The organism is Malonomonas rubra DSM 5091, assembly GCF_900142125.1.
Lineage (GTDB): Bacteria > Desulfobacterota > Desulfuromonadia > Desulfuromonadales > Geopsychrobacteraceae > Malonomonas > Malonomonas rubra.
In genome coordinates, this window is record NZ_FQZT01000020.1 from 1 (window position 1) to 21,203 (window position 21,203).

A 21,203-nucleotide genomic window follows, 5' to 3' on the forward strand; every position below is an offset into this window, starting at 1 on the left:
CGGCTTGCAGGCTGAAGGCTATTCTCACAAAGCCATCATTCAGAGCAAGACCGCCGAAAAAGAAAGCGTGCTGCCGGGCGTCCACTTGGTAACGTCACTAGCAAAGCGGGTTATGCTCGGCACCTTCCAGGGGCGCTTTGACCCGCAGTATTTGCAGCGCTACCTGGATGAATATGTCTTTCGCTTCAATCGCCGTAGCTGCAGAGCAGTTGGTAAGCGATTTTGGCGAATCATGCAACAAGCCGCTCAATCAGCGCCAGTTCCTTTGAAGAATCTGGTTCTGGAACCTGCTACTTGAGCGAGGTGGATAACCAGAAAAACCTTTTCCCTGAATCTTCAACCTCAGCTGTCTGCAGCAGCGCTCCTGCCGGCAATGCGACCGAAAACCAGACAATCGACAATGGCGGTGCTGCCCAAACGGCTGGCGCCATGAACGCCACCGGTGATTTCTCCGGCAGCGTAAAGGCCCGCTATCGGCTGATGGTCGGCGATACCGATCACCTGCGCCCGGCTGTTGATCTGCACACCACCCATGCAATGATGGACTTTCGGTAACAGGCGGATCGAGTAAAAGGGTGGGTGCTCAATCGGCTTCAAGTCAGCCGCCAAAGGCTTACCGAACTCGGCGTCACGCCCATGTTCCAGCGACAGATGATAACGCTCAAGGGTTTCTTTCAGTGCGGTCAGCGGAATCTGGTTAAAGTCGGCCAGCCCTTCAATCGAGTCGAAAGCCTTGACCACTCCGCGCTTGAGGCAGTTTTCCAGGGTAGTAGCATTTTTCACCCCTTCGCTATCGACAATAGCGACCGGGATCCGGTCTTTGGTCAACATGGCATCGGTGCGCAGACGCCGATCAGAGCCCTCGTTGACGAAACGTTTGCCGGTTTTTGCATCGACCATGATGCCGTAGGGAAACCCGGCCAGCATAGTAAACATGGAACCGACGCCCCAGCCTTTTTCATCGCTCGATGCCCAGGGGCCCATCTGGATCCAGGAAAGGTGTACCGGTGTGGCCCCCGCCTGCAACGCGACAACCAGCGCATCCGCAGTTGCGCCAAGCTGGTTGGTGGTTTCGATTTTCTCGTTCAAGCGTGGGTCCTGAGTCATGCGGAACTCAACATCGCGGCCGAAGCCGCCGCAGGCCAACACCACGCCACGCCGAGCCCGAACCCGCTGCAGGCGGCCGGAATCTTTATTCGGAAACAGATAATCACAACACAGCTCTACGCCTTCAACCCGGCCGTTTTCATCTTTCAGCAGCGCACAGAGGAGAGTCTTCATCTGCACCGGGATCTCCAGCTCGCGACACTTGGCCAGCATCGGCTGAATGATCCCTGAACCGGTACCGTTGGCGGTAACGTAAGTGCGTGCCACCGAGTGGCCTCCCAGATAATTCAGGTTTTCACTGTATTTAACGCCGAGAAAGGCTTGCGTCCATTGAAGGATCTCCGGCGACTGCTCCGCGACCAGTCGCGCCAGCTCCGGATGATTCAGATCCATCCCGGCGGTCAGCATATCTGCGAACAGCAACTCCGGCGAGTCTTCGATGCCTTCACGCTGCTGCAACGGCGATCCGGCCACCGCCACCAGTCCACCGCTGATCGCCGAATTGCCGCCGGGAATGCGCATCTTCTCGAGCACGATAACGCTCGCGCCAGCCTGCTTCGCCTCGATAGCAGCAGCTAAGCCGGCAAAACCAGAGCCGACCACCACCACGTCGTATTCTTCATCCCAGATCATTTTCTCGCTCATTGTGTTACCCATTTCACTTAACGATCACCTTCAAGTCCACCCAGATCGACATTGCGATTGGCGAGGAAGGTGTGAAGATTGACCGTTTTTCCGCTTAAGCCAAGCTTCTTGCGGATGTTTTTGCGATGCGTCTGGATCGTCTCGAAAGACAGATTCATCGCCTCGCAGATTTCCTTGCCGGTCAGGCCAGACTTGATAAAACGGCAGATTTTTAATTCCGTTTTGCTGAGTTTCAGCAGATCTCCATCCAGCTCCTTTTCGAAACCTGTGGTCAGGGAGACCAGTTGTTCGCTCAACATGTTGAGGTAGCTGGAGCGCACATCGGCATTCTTTTCCTTGCGCACCTTCTCCAGCCCCGGCAACAGTGATGAGCGGATGCGATGACTGAGATTCTGCTCCGCTTCCTGCCGGTCACTTTCGATCGATTTGAGCACGTTGCGCAGAGTGACGTTCATCTCCTCGCTCTGCAACTTCTCCGCCCGCAGCCCATCCTCCAGCGCTCGCTGCTCGGTAATATCCCGCACGATCACAGGCCAGAACTGCTTCCCATCGAGCTTCATGCTGGAGATGATGATATCAGTGGGGAAGGTTTTCCCATCAACGTAAATACTGGTCACCTCGACCCGCTGTCGTTGCCCATCCAGCAGGTTCTGACAAATGTCATTCATCGCCATACAGCCCTGATGGTCTATCAAGCTGCAGAACGGAGTCCCGATCAGAACCTCGAGGGGAATACCATAGATTTCGCTTGCCTGCTGGTTCGCCTTGACGATCTCACGATCACTATCGATCAGCAGAATCCCCTTACCGACCGATTGAAAAACCGCATCGAGCATCTTTTCCGAATTCGCCAGTGCACGAGTTCGCTCATCGACCCGCTGTTCCAGCAACTGCCGATGATCGACGATGCAGGTGATATCGCTCAGAATCAGCATCACCCCGGAAAGAGAGATGGAGATATGCGACAAAGGCTTTATCTGCAGGTTAAAAACCCGGTTGAAACCATCGCTCGTGAGGCTGACTTCATGCTGCCGGTTCGGTTCCGTCTGGCTCAGCAGGGCATTCAGGTCCTCGCCCGGCAAGCCCAGCAGTTCGCCGCAAAAAGAGCCGATCAGTTGTCGCCCGGAAAAAAAGACCCGTGCTTCCGGGTTGGCTTCGCGGACGGTGCCGTCACCATCTGTGATCAGGACCAGGTTGGAGGTCGATTCAAAGATGCTTTCATAGGTGTTTTTGTCGCGCGCCAGTTTGCGATTGGCCTGCTCCAGCAAAGCCAGGTTCTGCGCTTTATCTGTCGCTTCCCAATCAGCAACAATAATGGCTTCAACCAGATCGAAATAGCGTCGAATCAGGGTCAATGCCTGCAGCTTGGCCGCATCGAACAACACCATCCCGGAGATCATATCCTCCAACGCCAGACGCATCGCTTTGAAACAGCCGAGGCTCATCTCAAGCCTGCTACCACGCGCTCTCTGTTCCCGGGCCGCCTGCAGAAAAAACTCGCTGCAGGATGAATTTTCCCGCAGCTGCTTCAGGTGTGGCATCTGCTCAAGCCGACCCAGCTCCTTTAGCGCTTTGAGCAGTGCGTAAAACGCCCTGATCGATTCGTCGCGGGTGGCGAAGGTCAGCTTGAAATAGCCGAGCTGGCGCAGATGTTCCGCCCAGCGGAGCAGAAAATCCTCCAGCCCTTCGTCTAATTGCAGAATGACATCATCAAGCATGAACTATACGTCCGCAAAACCTTTGTTAGAGTTATCTCACCCTGACACTCATAATACTTTCGTTGCTGGCTGTCAATTCATTCAGACATTGACAAGAAATTTCCTCTGCCAAGCAATCTGTGCTATTTAAGGGACTTACAAAAGTTGAGGTTGATGGAGAGGCCCATGAAGCTGCTACCGGTATTGTTCGCCCTGTTTTTGCTCTGCTCCTGCTCGAGCGGTAAGCCTCAGTTTGTCCCGCCACCGCCGCCGGAAGAGCCGGAACCGGTAATTGAGCAGACGGAATCACCCCTGCAGCAGGAGGCCGAGGAAGTCACAACACCGCCGGTTGAGGAGAACAGTTTTCTGGCGATTCTGCTGAAGGAAGGCACACCGGAAGAAAACATCATCCCCCGCTCGAAGGAGCAGGTTGCCGTATATCAGAAAGGCGAGCTGGTTCGTTTCTACTACTTCAAGCGCAACAGGCTGGTTGACCAGCGCGATTACCCGGCTGAAAATATCAGGCTGATGAAAGCGGCCGGCAACTATCCCTCTACGATCCTGCAGGATATGGGGATCGAATAAACTATCCACAAAAAAAGGCCGCCTGAAAATCAGGCGGCCATGCCAAACAGCAAGCGAAATGAGCGGGGAGACCCGTCGAACCACTCTTTTCCGGCTTACTGTAATTTACCAGTCGATATGGAAAACCAGGTGCGGCAGCCCGACCAGGATAGCCGCTTTCGTGTCGACATGCCGGCGCTGATCACGGTGATGCTGCACATAGTGCCGCCGCGCTTTACGTTCCTTCCGCTCGTGACGCAGCTCACGCTTCACCTGCTTGCGTACTTCCTTTTTTATCTGATGCTGACGCCACTTGACGCCGGGACGGTGCTCATAGCGGTGGTAGTCGCCCTTATACTTGTCTTTCACCCAACTGTTATGATGTCGCGGGCCATCGTCGTAACGATCGCCGCCGTGAGCCATTGCCAACATCGGGGTTGCCAGAAAAATCAAACCGGCTATCAAAATCGCTAATCTTGTTTTCATGTCATCCTCCTTTGTGAGTGACTGCCGTTATTGCGCTGTCTTGCTGTTGAGATCACTCTACCGAATTCAAACGACCGTTTCATTCGACATCGACCAAGATACCTCCTGATGTCGACTCGATTTTATGTATTTTCAGCCAGTTATGTGTAGCAACATCGGCTTCACAAAAACCCTTTCCCGAGCACTTTATGAGCCAAAACGCACAACTATTGACCGAAATATCACCTTTTTTTCTTACCCCGGTTGTTATTTAAAACTCGAGTGCTATATATTGAGGATATCTTTAGTAATAATTATTCCTAAAAAGGAGGAGCCATGGCTGAAGAATTATCTGCCGGCTGTGAACGTCCCACAGGCGGCCCGGTTTCTGAACCGGAAACAGTTGAAAACACGGAACAGACTGCAATTCCCAAGGAGGAGAGAAAAATGATTATGGTTGGCCAGAAAGCCCCGGATTTTACGGCACCGGGCTACCTTAACGGACAATTTGCCGATTTCAAACTTTCCGACTACTACGGCAACGGCAAGTGGGCGCTGCTCTGCTTTTATCCCGGCGACTTCACATTTGTCTGAGCGACTGAAATTTCAGCAGTTGCTGAAAAATACGAAGAATTCCAAAATCTGAACGTTAATGTCCTGTCGATGAGTATTGACAGCATGTTCGTGCACAAAATGTGGAATGACGACGAGTTGTCGAAGATGATCAAGGCAGGCGGCAAGGTCCCGTTCCCGATGCTGTCCGATCCGGGTGGCCGAATCGGCAGTGCTTACGGCGTTTACTCCGAGGCGATGGGTGTCGAAACCCGCGGTCGTTTTATCATCGACCCGGACGGCATCGTCCAGGGGTTTGAAGTCTTGACCCCGCCGGTCGGCCGCAACATCAACGAGTCCCTGCGCCAGGTGCAAGCCTTCCAGTTGGTGCGTGCCAGTGGCGGGGCGGAAGCGACCCCATCCGGCTGGAAACCTGGTAAGAAAGTCCTCAAGCCAGGCCCGGGTCTGGTCGGCAAGGTGTGGGAAGAGTGGTCAACCGACATGGCTTTCGATTGATTTTCTGACCACGAGAAAAGAAGAAGGGCTGCCCGGTTTGGGCAGCCCTTTTCTGTTTAATCCAGCGTATTTACCGGCAGAGAGATGAATGGCAGGTTCAACCGGTCCGTGCGGACCCGGGCTTTTTGCAAAGCACCGCGCATCGCAGCCTGCTGCTGGTTATCTACGATGTAGTAATAACCTTCACTGACACCATGAAACATCTCCAGAGCGAGAAAATCGATCTTCGACAGGCCGACTCCCGGCAGAAACAATTGTGGCGTTGTGATCCCCAGGCTGTCCTGATCCGTGCCAATAGCATTAAAGAAGAAATGTACCTGAAATTCAGCCTCATCCGGCGTATCGACCAAACGGCAACGATACTTGTGCAGCAGTTCCATCTGCAGTCGCTGCTGGGCAAAATCGCGCAGCGGTGCGTGCTCGGTCGCTTCAACGACCGGCTCGATAAAATACGTCTGCAGGAAAATGAGCTTTCCCTCCAGTTGTGCAAAATCATTCGCCGGCAACGCGTTGATCAACATATCCAGGCTCTGCGTCACCAGCCGCTGCTCGGTCACGCTGGCATAACGATCGTTCAGACCCCGTGTTGAACAGGCGCACAGAAAAAGCACAAACAACAGCAAAAAGCCCCAGCGTTTCATCTGCCCTCCTCCAATTGCAGAATATAGTCCCACTCCGCCTTGCTAACCGGCATGATCGACAGCCGGTTGCCTTTGCGGACCAGCGGCATATTTTCCAATGGCTCATGCTCTTTCAGCTCGCTCAGCGATATCACCCGGTTGGTATGACGAATGTACTTGATATCGACCATGAACCAGCGCGGCTTGTCCGGTGAACTTTTCGGATCGAAATATTTGCTCTGCGGATCGAAAGCCGTGTGATCGGGATAGCTCTCCCGTACCACTTCCATCAGCCCGACGATGCCCGGTGTTTCGCAATTGGAGTGATAAAAAAAGACCTGATCGCCAACTTTCATCTCATCCCGCATCATGTTGCGCGCCTGATAGTTGCGCACCCCGTCCCAGTGCTCGGTCTGTTTCGGCATCGCCTGTAAATCATCAATGCTGAAAGCATTCGGCTCAGATTTCATCAGCCAGTAATTCATTGTTTTCTCCCGGTTCTGCTTTTCCGTTCACCACAGTGGCGAAATCATCTCACGGCAAGGCTTTTAATAATTGATCAATACAACGCGACAATCGAACGCGTCAATATCATTGCAAGCCGATCGAACCGATATTCAGGGAAATATGCACCCTCGCTGGCAAACAAGCTAAAATCTGCTAATTTTTTAAAATAGCTGTTGATTGATTGGGGGAATGATGTTTTTACTTCGCCGCACACTTTACCGATATATCTTCATCACCACCCTGCTTCTCGGCTGCAGTCTTCCCGCCTATGCCAAAGAAATAATTCTCCAGCTTCCTTGGCACCATCAATTTCAGTTTGCAGGCTACTACATGGCGAAAGAGCTCGGCTACTACCGTAACGCCGGACTCGATGTCAAAATCCAGGATGTCAGCAAAAGCAAAGATGTTGTGGGCTCCGTTATCTCCGGTCAGGCCCATTTCGCTATCAGCAGCAGTGGCCTGTTGATAGAACACAGCCTTGGCAAACCGGTCGTTGCCGTCGCTACCATTCTGCAGAACTCCCCGGCAGTTTTCCTGACCAGAAAAGACTCGGGGATCCGTTCTGCAGACGACCTGATCGGCAAGAAAGTGATGCTAGCTCCCGGTCACAAAAGTCTGTCTCTACTGGTTTTGCTGCAACAGAGGCAGCTATCAGAAAAAATAATAAAACAAAAGACAAGCTACAATCTGGACTCTTTACTCAATGGAGAAACCGACGCTTTTAACGCCTATTACACCAATGAACCCTTTCTCGCTGCAGAAAAAGGGCAGGATGTCAACGTCATCAAACCACAGGATTACGGTATCCACTTCTACGGTGACACACTGTTTACAAGCGAAGCTTTTCTCCGTCAGCGCCCAAAGGATGTAGAAAGTTTCCGCCTGGCGACAATTGAAGGCTGGCGTTACGCCATGTCTCACCAGGGCGAAGCAATTGAACTGCTGAAGAACGTTTATGGCGTCGAAAAATCGATCGCTGCCCTGCGCTTCGAAGCGGAAGCCATTTTTGAGGTTATGAACCCGGAGCAGGTTGAGATCGGTCAGATGGATATGGCCAGATGGGCACAGATTTCTCATTACCTGATCGCCAGCGGACACCTGCCACCGAGCTTTCATCTCACTGAAAGTTTTCTTTACCAACCACCCCGGAAGTTTGACTGGCAGGGACACTATCCTTCTTTGCTCGCAATCGGCCTTGTTTTCTTTCTGTTACTGGTTCTGGTCAGTATGCTTTTTCGGGCAAACCAGCGGACAAAAAACGCGCTAAAACAATTGCAAGCGAACGAAGAACGCCTGCGTGAAGCGCTTGATGCTGTCTCGGACGGAATCTGGGACTGGAACGTCAAGACCAGCCACGCCTCTATCGATCGTCGCAGTAAAGAGATGTTCGGCCTCGATCCGGATGAAGAATACGGCCCGGAAGAAATTTTCACTCAGATCGACCCTGACGACCTCCCACATATTCAAGCCGCACTGCAGGATCACATCAAGGGGCATAAAGACAGCTATGATCACAGCTTCCGCGTCCATCGCTCGGACGGCACAACCCGTTGGGTACGTGGCCGTGGCCGGGTGATTGAGCGTGACCACAACAACAACCCGATCCGCCTGATCGGCACCAATACAGACATCACCGAACAGGTCCTGGCCGATGAAAGGCAACGCCGCAGTGAACGCCGCTTCCGCCAGATGATCGAGCAGGTCAGTGGCATCAGCATTCAAGGGTACAATGAGCAGCGCCAAGTGATCTACTGGAACAAGGCGAGCGAAGAGCTGTACGGCTACAGTGCAACCGAAGCGCTAGGCCGCAGGTTGGAAGAGCTGATCATCCCGGAACCGATGCGGGAAGCGGTTATTCAGAAAGTCACTGACTGGGTGGAAAAAGAGATCGAGATTCCGGCTGGCGAGCTGTTGTTGATCGGTAAAGACGGACAAAAGGTGCCGGTCTTCTCTTCCCACGTCATGAACGAAACCCCAGACGGCAAAGAGATGTTCTGCATCGATATCGATCTGAAACCGCTGAAAGAAGCCGAAAAACGCCGCCTTGAACTGGAAGAGCAACTTCGCCAGACCTACAAGATGGAAGCGATCGGCACCATGGCTGGCGGCATCGCTCATGACTTTAACAACCATTTGGCCATCATCCTCGGCAATGCGGAATTAGCAACCTTGAAAATGGCCCAGGAGAGTCCATTACGAACCTATCTTGAACAGATCAAAACAACAGCCAACCGTTCGAAAGAGCTGGTCAGACAGATTTTACTCTACAGTCGCCGCAGTGACCATGATCTGAAGCCGGTGAGGTTGAGCCTGGTCATCGAGGAAACATTGAAAATGCTGCGACCAACCATCCCTAGCAGTGTCCAGATAGACTTACAGATTGCCAACGATGCCGCCCCGCTGCTGATTGCCGCCGACTCGACCCAGTTACAGCAGATCCTCATCAACTTAAGCAGTAACGCGATTCATGGAATGAATGAAAAAGGCATTTTAAAAATCGAGCTGCACAAAACGGAACTGACTGCCTCCGACCTGCAGATGAAAGAAAACCTCCTGCCTGGCCAATATCTACAGTTGACAGTCAGTGATAACGGCTGCGGCATCCCACCTCAGATTCTGGAAAAAATCTTCGACCCCTTCTTCACCACCAAGGATATTGATAAAGGCACTGGCATGGGACTGGCTGTTGTGCATGGAATTGTCGAGAGCCACAACGGCATGATCAAAGCGGCATCGGCTGAAGGAGAGGGCAGCTGCTTCACCATTTACCTGCCGACCATCAAATCGACAGAGAAACGCAAGCTTTTGCAGGCAAGCCCGCTGCCAACCGGCAACGAACGAATTCTGATTCTGGACGATGAAGAAAGCCTGGCATCGCTCTGCGCTGAAATTCTGGCAGAGTATGGTTATCAAACGCATTTCGAAACCAGTAGCAATAGAGTTCTCCAGTTATTCCGAGAGGATCCGCAAAAATACGATCTATTGATCAGTGACCAGACCATGCCGGAGCTCTCCGGCAGCGAATTGGCCAAACAGTTACTGCAACTTCGCCCGAACCTGCCGATTATCCTCTGTACCGGCTACAGTGCAAAGGTTTCACCGGAAGAAGCAGAGCAACTCGGCCTGCACTCTTTCTGTTTCAAACCGCTCGATACCGACCAATTAGTCAAAACTGTGCGAAAAGCCCTCGATGACAAAAATTAGTGGCAGCAAATAGTTTCTTGTATTTCCTCCTCCCCCCGGTAGAATATAGCGTTAGAGCCTTAGCAAATTATCCAAGAGGGATTTATGCTGCGAAAACAGCTGCTGCTCATATTATTACTGCTGTGGATAGCCCTTCCGGCAACAGCGGCGGAACCGATGAAAATCGTCTATTTCGACAGCTATCCGCCCCGCTCCTGGTTGGAAAACGGCCAGATGAAAGGGATTCTGGTCGATATTATTACCGAGGCGCTGCACAACCGACTCGGCATCCCCCTGCAACACGAAGGTTATCCCTGGGCCCGCGCGCAGGCCATGGTTGAATCCGGCCATGCCGACGCCTTCATCACCGTGCCGACGGCCAAACGCAAAGCCTACACTGTCGTTTCGCAAGAACCTGTTATCAGCTTCAACCTGTTCATCTCCACCCAGAAAAACAACCCACACCTGGAAGAATTGAAGCAGGTCACAGACATCGATGGGCTGAAGCCTTATAAACTGGTCGATTATCACGGCAACGGCTTTGCCGCAAAGCGGTTAAAGGAGTTCAACGTCGAATGGATGCCTGAAGTTACTTCGGTCTACCCGTTTTTAAATGCAGGCAAAGCCGATGTCCTGCTGGTTTCAGAGCGCGGTATTTACGACCTGAACCGCTTTGGCTACAGCAATAAACTGATCGTTCTGCCGCAGCCGGTCTACAGCCTCGAATTTCATCTCTGTATCGGCAAACATTCCAGCTTTACCGATCTGCTGCCGCAGGCCGATAAGGCTTTGCGAGAGATGCAGTCTGAAGGTCTGATAAAGCAGATCTCCGCTCGTTATTACCGTTAGCGCACGCAACAGGGAGTGATGAAGAATTTCCGCTACACCATAATTTTCAACCTGCTGCTGGTGCTCTTTTTCTGCGGCTTCGTTTACTTCCAGGAAGCTGCCGCCGAGCGGAAACTGCAAAGGGAAATCGAATTTCATGCCGATATCCTGGCGCCATCGGTCTGGACCCTGTTCACCCCACTGATGGAGCAGTATCTCACCCTGGCCGTCAAGAGTAACGATTATCGGCAGATGCAGGTCACCTCCCAGGTCGACCAGAACCTGCTCTTTTATCATCACGACCTGGAGAACTTTGAAAAATGGCTTTTCGATGCGGGAATCATCCGGCTCAGGAAATTAAGCACCCCCATCGTCTATAAAGAGCAGAATATCGGCCATTTGAAAATTTCAGCCTACAACAAAAATTTTTACCTGTACGCATATCTCAGCATTGTTCTGATACTGACCAGCCTGCTCAGCTGGTTTGTAGCCCTGCTTTACCGGGAACGTAAAACACTTAAAATTCGTGTTGAGGAAAAAACGGCCGAGCTGGCTGAGAACAATCAACAGCTACAAAATGAAATCAAGGAACGTCTCATCAAGGAAAAGGCTCTGCGAGAAAGCGAGCAGACGTTTCTTGCCCTGTTCGACCACTCGTTCCAGTTCATAGCCCTCCTCGATCTGGATTGCCGGGTTCGCAAAATCAACAAAACAGCTCTTTCCTTTCGTGACCTGCAGGAAAAAGACATCATTGGCAAGCAGTTCTGGGAAACACCCTGGTGGAGCCATTCCGAGAAGCTGGTACAGCAGCTCAAAGATGCCTTCAAGATCGCGGCTGAAGGACAGGTCGCGCGTTTTGAAGCCCACAGTGTGCAGATGCGTGAAATTTACCTCGACATCACCATCAAGCCGGTTTTCAACGAAGAGGGTGAGGTTATTTTCGTTATCGCTGAAGCACGCGATATCACCGAGGTGCGCCGGGCGGAGAATGAACTTAAACAGGCTCAGAAGATGGAGTCGGTCGGCACCCTGGCCGGCGGCATCGCCCACGATTTCAACAACATCCTTGGTGGGATCCTCGGCACCCTGGCGTTGTTGAAGCTGAAGCGGGACAAGGGCCAGCAGCTGAGCGAGGAAAAACTGTTCAGTTCCCTCGATACCATCACCGAAACAGCCCTGCGCGCCAAGGACATCGTCAGCCAGCTGCTGACCCTGTCGCGCAAGTACGACTTGAAGCTCAGCCAGGTGAATCTCTACGATATCCTGCAAAACGTCTTGAAAATAGCGGAGAACTCTTTCGACAAATCGATTTCCATCGATTGCCAGATGAGCGAACAGCTGCCGGTCAAGGCCGACTCCAACAGCCTCGAGCAGGTGTTCCTGAACCTTTGCATCAACGCTGCCCACGCCATGACCATTATGCGTTCACCCGGAGATGCCTGGGGCGGCGAGCTGAACATCCGGGTCAAATCGATCTATCTCGACAAGCAACTGGGGCGTAAAGCAGGTGAATACTGGTGTATTTCGATAATCGACACTGGCGTCGGCATGGACGAGGCCAACCTGAAGCAGATTTTCGTTCCCTTCTTCACCACCAAAAACAAAGACGCAGGAACCGGCCTCGGCCTGTCGATGGTTTACAACATCGTCAAGCAGCATGAAGGATTTATCGATGTCGATTCGCAGCCAGGCAAAGGCAGCAGCTTTTACATCTATCTCCCGATCTGTTCCGATGAAAAGTGCAGGCAGGTAGATGAATCCGAAGTCCCTCTAGTCAGCGGTGAAGGGCTGATCCTGATCATCGATGACGAAGAACTGATCCGCTCCAACGCGGCTGAATTGCTGGAAGAGTGCGGCTACCAGACGATGCTGGCGGAAAATGGTGCGCAGGGGATAGAAATCTACCGGCAGCAGCAGGGGCGGGTCGACGCCGTCCTGCTCGACCTGGTCATGCCGGTCATGTCGGGAAAAGAAACTTACGCCGCCCTCAAAGAGATCGATCCACAGGTCAAGGTTCTGCTCTCCTCAGGATTCCGTCAGGACACCCGGGTTGACGAAATCCTCGCCGCCGGTGCCGATGGGTTTATTCAAAAGCCCTACAGTTTCCATCAGTTGTCGCAAGCGATCGGTCAACTTCTGAACTGAGCCTGAGCAAACAACATCGAAGAAAATCGCTGCTCAAAATTGCAATTCATTAAAAATTAGATAGGCTTAAAGGCATTCCACCTTCCTCCTTCAAACAGGAGAACGGAATGCAGAAAGCAAGCGAAAAAGGTCCTGCCTCTCCCCCTTCCGGACAACAAAAATTCACATCAGCGTCGCTACGGTTATGGTCTTACCTGGGCGCGGCCCTGCTTCTCCTGCTTGCAAGCCTGGTCGCCTTCAGCCAATCTCCGCAGCCGAACCCGCTGAAACAGATCGAGCCCTTCAGCCTTGAGTGGTGGCGCTACCCCCTGGAGCTCAATGCTCATAAACGCCTGCCGGTGATCGACGCCGACCTGAACGATATTTTTGTTCTCCCCGACACGGAGTTGATCTGGGTGGTCGGCTCAGGCGGATTGATCCTGCACAGTGACGACGGTGGAACAAGCTGGAAAAGACAAAGTTTAACCGGCAGCCAACCAGCGGCCAAGGCGGCATCGATCGAACTGATCAGCTCCGCCCATGCTGCAGAAGCACCGCTGAGCAAAGAGCAATATTTGATGGAGCAAAAGCAACAGATTGCCCCCCCGACAGATCTGCGCATCCTCACCGAACAGAAAACGATCCCGGTCAAACCCGATTTTCCGCCGATTTCTCCGATTCCGGCTGATCCCGCAACAACTGCCCTGCACGCCATCCACTTCATCAACAACAATCAAGGCTGGGCCGTTGGTGACAGAGGCCTGATTCTCAGGTCAGACGATGGCGGAAACAGCTGGCAGCAACAGGAAACGCTTGTCAGCAGTTCATTGATCAGAGTGCAATTTACCGGGACAAAAGGCTGGATAACAGGAGCCGATGGCAGCTTGTTGACTAGCTCAGATAAAGGAGATAGCTGGCAGGAACTCCGAAAAATTCAGGGCGGATCAATTTACGCCAGCTACTTTGTTGATGCTGAAAACGGCTGGGCAGTCGATCAGAACGGTTATATCCAAAAGGGCTACAATGGTGGCATCGATTGGGTACGAAGCTCTAACCTGAGCAACCTGTCTCCACGCAATCTGTACTTTATCAACGCCGAAACAGGCTGGGTCATCGGCCTGCTCGGGCAAGCCATGCGCACCACCGACGGCGGCGATAACTGGCAAAGGATCGATACCGGAAGCGATCAAACTCTGCAGGCAGTTCAATTTCTTGACCCTGATCATGGCTGGGCGATCGGAGGCAGAGGGGCGGTTCTGAAAAGCAGTGACGGCGGCCTCAGCTGGCGGGAAACCAGGCTCCCCACCAACCACCAACTCAATAGTCTTGGCTTTTTCGATCCCGAGCGCGGTTGGGTCGCCGGAAATTCCGGAATGCTGTTTGCGACCAGTGATGGCGGCCGCAACTGGATTCCGCTCAGTCGCCCAGCTAACAGCGATGAAAGCGCTGACTACGCCCGTTTCCCCGCGCCCTGGTATTATCTGAGCTGGCTGCTTGCCGGGTTGCTGCTCATCCCGGTTTTCCAGCAGCCGAAGCAGCTGATCGTCGAACAACAATCGGTCGCCGACATGCTGGTCTCTGACAAGCCGCTCGAAGCCGGTGAGCCGGATGCCCTCAACTTCGGTCTCGTTGCCCGCAGCCTGTCGCGCTACCTGCGCAATGACAACACCCAACCGCCTTTGACCATTGCCATTACCGGTGAGTGGGGCACCGGCAAAAGTTCATTGATGAATCTGCTGAAAGCCGACCTGAAGCATTACGGCGTCCGCCCGGTCTGGTTCAATGCCTGGCACCACCAGAAGGAGAGCAACCTGCTCGCCTCGTTGCTCGACAACATCCGCCACCAGGCGGTGCCAGACTGGTGGTGCTTCAGCGGCCTTAACTTCCGCCTGCGCCTGTTGATGGTCCGCGGCTGGCGCAACTGTATGCCTGTGCTGGTGGTGCTGTTCGTATTTGCCGTTTCAGCTGGAATCGTCTGCAATCCCAAGTTTCACCTGGTCGACGCGGACAACTTCAGCTTCACCCTCTCCGGCATGACGACCGTACTGCGGGAAAAGTTTCCTTTCTTGACCCTGTCTGCCAGCTCAATCGCCATGTTCATTGCTGCCTTCAAAGGCTTCGTCGCATTCGGCCTCGACCCGAAAAAGTTGATACCAACGATTCCCGGCCGCCTGCGCATCAAAAACCTCAACGTCGAGCTCAGCTTCCGGCAAAAATTCGCCCGCGAGTTCAAGGATGTCACGACGGCCCTGCAACCCCGCACCATGCTAATCCTGATCGACGACCTTGATCGCTGCCAGGCGGAGCATGTGCTGGAGATCTTGGAAACAATCAACTACCTGGTCAGCTCCGGCAAATGCTACGTCGTCCTCGGCATGGCCCGCGAACGGGTCGAGCGCTGTATTGGCGCGGCATTCAAAGAAATTGCCGAAGACATGATCGATGACACCGAAAGCGATAAGGTAAAGGACAACGGGCGTGCTAAGCGGGTGGAATTTGCCCGCCAGTACCTGGAAAAACTGATCAACATCGAGGTCCCGGTGCCGGTCGCGACGCCAGGTCAATCCCGCCTGCTGCTGGCCCCGAAAAGAACCGAAATCTCAGAAACAGTGCTAAGCCAGCAGTTGCTGGAAATCGCAAAATCGGCCGCGACAAAGCTCTTTCCCTGGTTGCTGGTACTGCTGGTCATGTGGGGAGGCTTCCAACTCGGCAAGGTTTATCACCCGCTGGCTGAAGAAAAAACAGCCAGCAGCCAGCAAACCATCCCTGCAGGACCGTCCACTCCCGCCGCTGTCACAAACCCCGGCACGATTGATGAGAGCGTACAGGACCAACCACCGGCGGAAAAACAAGGTCGCGCCGGCTACACCCCGGGGCAAACCGGCAAGGCTCCAAAATGGCTGACCATCTTCCCACTCCTGGCCCTGTTGGCTGCCGGGATTCTGTTGCTACTTAAACGCCCGAGTTACCGGGTCCAGGATTCGCCGGAGTTCCTTCAGGCGCTGACAGTCTGGCACCCGCTTATTGCCGCCAAGCGCAACACCCCTCGCTCGATCAAACGTTTCCTGAACCGGGTCCGCTACTTCGCCATGATCAACCGCGACCAGGAAGATGAGAAACAAAAGCATGCCGCTCAAAAACAGGCAACACCTGCCCCGACGACGCACCCGCGACTGGAAGAAGCGACCCTGGTCGCTCTCGGCGCGCTGCATCATGTCGATCCGCACATCATCAAAAACCCACAACTGTTTCAGCAGCTGAGCAGTCAAAGCTCTTTTCAGGATGAACAGTTGAAAAACGCCAAATCGGCACAGCGGCTGAAAGGTGAAATTCAACGGGCGCTGAAAGAACACGAGAAGGTTTTCGGCAGCTGGAATTGCGATGAAGAACAGCGGGCGCTCTTCCTCGAAATCAGCCAGGGGATTCAGATTATCTAGTTTCCGGCGAGCGCGTGAAACGGCCAAAAGAGCAGCCGATGCCAATCACGCAGAGAGCACAGAAAATCAACAGTGCCCAGTGCATACTGGCGAGAAAATCTGGCTGCGTCTCCGCCGTCACCGGCTGTCCGTGCATCAGGTAAGAGAAAACCAGGGTGATGATCATCATGCTGGTCATCATCCCCAAGGTACGCATACTTGAGTTCATGCCGGAAGCGACACCCAGATCGCGTGGTTCGACACTGCCCATGATGATGCTGACGTTGGGCGAAGAAAAGCAGGCGAAACCGGCACCGAGAAAAACCAGCAGCACAAGGACATGTGACAGGCCGGAATCAGCGGAAAGATTGGCGGCAAAAGCCAACCCGACGGCGCAGAGTGCCATACCACTGGTTGCAACGTAACTTGCCGGCACCCGGTCGGAAAGGCGACCGCAGAAGGGCGAGAGCAGGGTCTGCACGATCGGCTGGGTGATCAGCACGGTGCCGGCCTGGTGCGGCCCCATCCCTTTGACGTACTGCAGGTAGAGACTGAGAAAAAAGGTGACACCGAACGTCGCAGCATAGTTGAACAGTGCGGCCAGGTTGCTCAGGGCAAACACCCGGTTGTGGCGCAACAGGTCGATATTGAGGATCGGGTGCTTACAGCGCGTTTCCCACCAGAGGAACAGGGCAAAGCCGATATTGGCGGCAACCAGCAGCCCCCAGGCCCAGGGCCCGCGACTGAGATTTGACACACCGGCAACCAGCAGCAGGATTGAAGGGCCATAAATCAGCAGACCGACCCAGTCGAAGGGTTCTCCTGCCGCTTCAGCCCACTCATCATGCATTTTCAACCGGGCAACGAAAAAGGTGAACAAACCCAGCGGTGCCAGCAGGTAGAAAATCGAGCGCCAGCCGAGTCCTGCCACCAGCATGCCGCCAATAAAGGGGCCACAGGAGATCCCGGCATAAACGCTGGCGACGGCAATTCCCAGCGCTTTGCCCCGTTCACTCGGCGGAAAAGTCGAGACCACCATCGCCATGCTGGTCGCCATCACCATCGCTCCGCCCATCCCCTGCAGGAAGCGCAAAGCAATGACTGCTTCGATTGACCAGGCTTGCGAGATAATTCCGCCGGTGACGGTGAAAAACAACACACCGAATTGAAAGACCTTGCGCCGACCGTGGATGTCGCCGGCGCGTCCCATCGCCAGAAGAAAGATGGAAGCCGAGAGGACGTAGGTGGTTTCGACCAAGCCCAGCTGCATGGCGCTGGCATTAAACTCGCGCCCCATGGCAGGCAGAGCCACACCGACCGCCGACATCATGAACGGCATCAGGAAGTGCGCCACGCAGACAACCAAGAGTGTGGCGGAATGGGACGTCGACGTCCTCATCCTACTTCCGCTTCTTCCCTTTGCGCCCCTTCTTCTCCTGGCTTGCCTTCAACAAATCACCCAGACTGCCGAACCCGGAGGCAGAAGAGCTGCTTGGCGCATCACTGTAACTGGTCTCGCCAGCTTCTTCCGCTTCGGCTCCGACCAGCGCCAGCGAAATACGCCGCTCTTCCGGCTCGACTTTTTCAATCATCACTTCCAGCGACTGACCGACCGTCACGACATCCTGCGGGTGGCGGATGCGCTGCCCCTGCCCCAGCTTGGAGATGTGCAACAGGCCATCGACACCATCTTCGAGGGTAACGAAAGCGCCGAACTGTGCCAGCCGGCTGACTTTTCCACTATATTTTCCCCCCGTTTTATAGATGCTGCCGACCTTGCTCCAGGGATCGGCCAGGGTATCGCGCAAGCTGAAGGAAAACTTGTTGTTCTCCCAGTCGATCTTCTTGATCGCGATCTCCAGCTCCTGGCCGATACTAAGAATATCGTTGACATCCTCAACCCGGCCGTAGCTGATCTCAGAAATCGGCAAGAGCCCTTCGATCCCGCCGATATCAACAAAGGCGCCGAAGTCGCGAATATTGGTCACGCTGCCTTTGACCACCATCCCCTCTTTCAGGGTTTCTTTCAGGCTGGCGCGCTGCTGCTCTCGCTCTTCGTCGAGGATTGCGCGGTGCGAGACAACAATATTGCGGCCCCGCTCGCTGAACTGAGTGATACGGAACGACAGGCTCTCACCGATCAGGTCGGCCGGTTCGGCTTGGCGCAGACCGGTCTGCGAATAAGGACAGAAAGCACGGACGTTGCCAGGCAGTTTGACTTCGAAGCCACCCTTGATCTCTTTTTCGATTTTGCCTTCAACCGGAATACCGCTCTGGAAAGCCTCTTCCAGCTGCTCGGTGCCGGAACCGCTGCCGCCAACCTTGGTGGTGAAACGCAGCTCTCCCCCTTCACGGGAAACGAAGTAAGCGCCGATGACATCACCGACGTTATATTGCGGTTCGCCGTCTGCATCGAGTAATTCGGCGGAAGAGAGAACCCCTTCACCTTTCTGGCCGACATCGAGGAAAGTCCAGTCCTTGCCAATCTGCAGAATGGTCGCCTCAATCTTTTTGCCCCGCTCCAGTGGCTGGCCGACATCGCTCAGGCTAGCCTCGAACAGCTCGGCGAAACTACCCTCGTCTTCCATCATTTCCTCGTCGTCGAATCTATCGTCGTTCATTGCAGCAATCCTTTTTCGGTTTGATTTGAAAGAATAGAGAGTAGCCGGTTTCGTCGCCCGAGTAAACCGCTGAACGGGCAATTGTGCTTTGTTCAGCAACTGCTATCTTTATAACTGATAAAACAACCTAAGCTGCTGATATCTGAGGGGATGGAATGAAGCCGAAGAACTGGATCGAAAGCCTCAACTGCGCCATAGAAGGGATTCTCTGGGCGGTCAAGAGTGAGCGCCATATGCGCTACCATTTTGTTGCCGCTCTGGTTGTGCTCTTTCTCGCCCTCTTTTACCGGGTCACGGCACTGGAATTTTTCCTGCTGGTGCTAGCGGCAGTACTGGTGATTTTCGCCGAACTGATCAACACAGCGATCGAAAAACTGGTCGACCTGGTGACCGACGAATATCACGAGCTGGCCAAATTAGCGAAAGATATTGCCGCCGGTGCGGTGCTGGTGACCAGTGTCGGCGCAGCGACTCTCGGCTACCTGATTCTCTCCGGCCACATTTTCCCGCTGTTCGACAGCCAGCCGACTTTAATCAACGAACCACATGGAACTCTGCCGATCGGCGCGCTGCTGATGGTGGTGATTCTTGTTGTGCTGCTGAAGGCGAGATACAATCACGGTTCGCCGCTGCACGGTGGGATGCCGAGTGGACATGCGGCGATATCTTTTTCTATCGCCGTTTCCGTTATGCTTTCCGGCGCCGGACTGCTGATCAGCTTGTTGGTTTTGCTGCTGGCGGTCCTGGTCAGCCGCAGCCGCATGTCGATGAATATTCACTCGGCCAGAGAGGTCTGGCTCGGGGCCGCTCTCGGCGTCATCGTCACCCTTTTGGTCTTCTTCTTTTTTAACTGATCACATTGGTGGACTGATTTCTTCATCCAGATGGACTTGAGTCAACATAGCCGGTTCAGCATCTTTAGGTTCGATATCGACAAGTTTTTTCGCATAGAAAGGAACATCCAGCTGCAAGCCAGCCAGCGAAAAACGACTTGACGCATTCCACAGCATCCAGCCGTTGCTCCCGACAGCATCGCTGGCATTGATCTGTGCCACCACTTCATCCGCTTTAAAACTTCGCTTGTCAAAAGCATAATCGCGAAACGCCTGCAGCCAGGGGCGGAACCGTTCCGGTGTCAGCTTGCCAAGCTGCTGTGCTTTCTGCAATGACAGTGCAATCACCTGGTAAGGATGTTTGACCGGGTTTTTATAGCCGGGCACACCATGCGGGAAGCCGGAGGGGTAAAGCATCGGCGAGAGATAATCGACCCGCTCTCCCAACTCGACCAGTCGTTGGCCGATTTTGCCATCACGATGTTTCCAGCAGATATAACCGAAAATATTTGCCGAAGTGAACACCGGGTATCTGGCCAGCCGTTCCTTCGCCTGGCTGAGAAAACTGTTGATCGCCGCCACCCGGCTGTCATCATCGGTCGGCTGGGAGAAAACCAGGTCCGACTTCGAGGGGAAGCGGATGTAATCGAACTGCACCTCGTCAAAGCCCATCTGTGCGGCTTCTTCTGCCACCGCCAGGTTGTAGTCACGCACCTGCTGATTGAAAGGATCGGCCCAGCTGATCTTTTCCCGATCCTGCCAGATTTCACCTTTAGCGGTGTGGGCAGCAAACTCGGGACGCTTTTTTGCCAGCAGATCATCTTTGAACACCACCATACGACCGATGGTATAGATGCCCCGCTCCTTTAACTCGGCAAGAAACTCCGGCAGGTCTTTCAACGGCCGTACTTGTTGCCCACCGATCTGTTGCGCCAAGGGAATATTACTGCGATAAGCGATGTGACCGCGGGAAGATTTGATATCTATGACCAGAGCATTGAGATCGGCAGCATCGATCAGATCCAGAATCTGTTGCCGTTTGCTTTGCAGGTCGGCGGCCCAGAAGGAGAGGTAAAGCGCTTTGGGCACGAAAGGTTGCAGAGCCACCTGAATGGAGGAGTCAGTCTTGACCCGAAGTGGCAGGTAGCCGGGCTTGCGGACAACAAGTTGCTCGGCATCGGTCAAAAAGGCAAAGCGCCCACCCGCATCAGTCAGAGCACGACCGTCCGGGCTGTAAAGTTCAACCCCGGACAGCAGCTTGCCACTGTCAGCATCGATAATCGAGCCGTAAATCTCCTCAGCCTGCACCGTCGCAGCGAGGAAAAACAGGATAATAAAAATAAAAGTCAGTATCCAGTGTCCGGTTCTCATAGCCCACTCCTTAGGCTTTGCGGGAACGAACCACTCCTGAATTTTTTATTTCATCTGCAGAAAAACCAGGCTGTTGGCCGCCCGAACGCCTCTTTTCCATTCGTCCGTTCTGCTCTTTTTCTTTAGAGGATTCTCATAATAACATCAAGACAGC

At 53.7% G+C, this 21,203-nt stretch carries 16 protein-coding genes; 8 read left to right on the top strand and 8 right to left on the bottom strand.

Annotation, left to right across the window (positions count from 1 at the left end):
• Positions 1–298 (top strand): transposase (locus BUB13_RS16520; protein ID WP_139249412.1); only part of this gene is annotated, 298 nt, incomplete at its 5' end.
• Between the two features lie 44 nt (positions 299–342).
• Here the strand turns inward: BUB13_RS16520 and BUB13_RS16525 are convergent.
• Both BUB13_RS16525 and BUB13_RS16530 read right to left on the bottom strand, forming a co-directional pair.
• Positions 343–1,752 carry a flavocytochrome c gene (locus BUB13_RS16525; protein ID WP_244151904.1) on the bottom strand — a complete coding sequence of 470 codons (1,410 nt, stop codon included), beginning with the start codon at positions 1,750–1,752 and terminating at the stop codon, positions 343–345.
• Positions 1,753–1,769: 17 nt separating this feature from the next.
• A complete protein-coding gene (locus tag BUB13_RS16530; RefSeq protein ID WP_072909876.1) occupies positions 1,770–3,470 on the bottom strand; it encodes a PAS domain S-box protein in 1,701 nt (566 codons plus the stop codon).
• A 165-nt stretch (positions 3,471–3,635) separates the two neighbouring features.
• Between BUB13_RS16530 and BUB13_RS16535 the strand changes: the two genes are divergently transcribed.
• Positions 3,636–4,034 (top strand): hypothetical protein, encoded by a 399-nt coding sequence (locus tag BUB13_RS16535; RefSeq protein WP_072909877.1) that lies wholly within the window; start codon positions 3,636–3,638, stop codon positions 4,032–4,034.
• A gap of 105 nt (positions 4,035–4,139) precedes the next feature.
• Here the strand turns inward: BUB13_RS16535 and BUB13_RS16540 are convergent, their stop codons facing one another.
• Positions 4,140–4,499, bottom strand: coding sequence for a hypothetical protein (locus BUB13_RS16540; RefSeq protein ID WP_072909878.1), 360 nt, complete (start codon positions 4,497–4,499; stop codon positions 4,140–4,142).
• Positions 4,500–4,814: 315 nt separating this feature from the next.
• Here BUB13_RS16540 and prxU point away from each other — a divergent pair, with 315 nt between their 5' ends.
• The gene (gene prxU / locus BUB13_RS19090; RefSeq protein WP_084092240.1) at positions 4,815–5,546 is read left to right on the top strand and encodes a thioredoxin-dependent peroxiredoxin; all 732 of its coding nucleotides are present in this window, start codon (positions 4,815–4,817) and stop codon (positions 5,544–5,546) included.
• Between the two features lie 56 nt (positions 5,547–5,602).
• Here prxU and BUB13_RS16555 read toward each other — a convergent pair whose 3' ends face one another.
• The gene (locus BUB13_RS16555) at positions 5,603–6,187 is read right to left on the bottom strand and encodes a hypothetical protein (protein ID WP_072909881.1); all 585 of its coding nucleotides are present in this window, start codon (positions 6,185–6,187) and stop codon (positions 5,603–5,605) included.
• The gene (locus BUB13_RS16560) at positions 6,184–6,651 is read right to left on the bottom strand and encodes an EVE domain-containing protein (protein ID WP_072909882.1); all 468 of its coding nucleotides are present in this window, start codon (positions 6,649–6,651) and stop codon (positions 6,184–6,186) included. The genes BUB13_RS16555 and BUB13_RS16560 overlap by 4 nt, the downstream gene beginning before the upstream one ends.
• 214 nt (positions 6,652–6,865) lie before the next feature.
• Between BUB13_RS16560 and BUB13_RS16565 the strand changes: the two genes are divergently transcribed.
• The 4 genes from BUB13_RS16565 to BUB13_RS16580 all read left to right on the top strand — a co-directional run bounded on the left by BUB13_RS16565 (position 6,866) and on the right by BUB13_RS16580 (position 16,245).
• Complete coding sequence (locus tag BUB13_RS16565) at positions 6,866–9,877, top strand: ABC transporter substrate-binding protein (protein ID WP_072909883.1); 3,012 nt, start codon at positions 6,866–6,868, stop codon at positions 9,875–9,877.
• 84 nt (positions 9,878–9,961) lie between these two features.
• Positions 9,962–10,705, top strand: a complete 744-nt coding sequence (locus tag BUB13_RS16570; RefSeq protein WP_072909884.1) for a substrate-binding periplasmic protein — start codon at positions 9,962–9,964, stop codon at positions 10,703–10,705.
• Between the two features lie 18 nt (positions 10,706–10,723).
• Entirely contained in the window at positions 10,724–12,829 is a 2,106-nt protein-coding gene (locus BUB13_RS16575) for a hybrid sensor histidine kinase/response regulator (protein ID WP_072909885.1), read from the top strand.
• A gap of 107 nt (positions 12,830–12,936) precedes the next feature.
• Positions 12,937–16,245 (top strand): YCF48-related protein, encoded by a 3,309-nt coding sequence (locus tag BUB13_RS16580; protein ID WP_072909886.1) that lies wholly within the window; start codon positions 12,937–12,939, stop codon positions 16,243–16,245.
• Here the strand turns inward: BUB13_RS16580 and BUB13_RS16585 are convergent.
• Entirely contained in the window at positions 16,238–17,623 is a 1,386-nt protein-coding gene (locus BUB13_RS16585) for an MFS transporter (RefSeq protein WP_072909887.1), read from the bottom strand. The genes BUB13_RS16580 and BUB13_RS16585 overlap by 8 nt on opposite strands.
• A 1-nt stretch (position 17,624) precedes the next feature.
• Positions 17,625–18,845 carry a 30S ribosomal protein S1 gene (gene rpsA, locus BUB13_RS16590; RefSeq protein WP_072909888.1) on the bottom strand — a complete coding sequence of 407 codons (1,221 nt, stop codon included), beginning with the start codon at positions 18,843–18,845 and terminating at the stop codon, positions 17,625–17,627.
• Between the two features lie 155 nt (positions 18,846–19,000).
• Between rpsA and BUB13_RS16595 the strand changes: the two genes are divergently transcribed.
• Positions 19,001–19,699, top strand: a complete 699-nt coding sequence (locus BUB13_RS16595; RefSeq protein WP_072909889.1) for a diacylglycerol kinase — start codon at positions 19,001–19,003, stop codon at positions 19,697–19,699.
• Here the strand turns inward: BUB13_RS16595 and BUB13_RS16600 are convergent, their stop codons facing one another.
• Complete coding sequence (locus BUB13_RS16600; protein WP_072909890.1) at positions 19,700–21,049, bottom strand: putative glycoside hydrolase; 1,350 nt, start codon at positions 21,047–21,049, stop codon at positions 19,700–19,702.
• Positions 21,050–21,203: the final 154 nt, after the last annotated feature.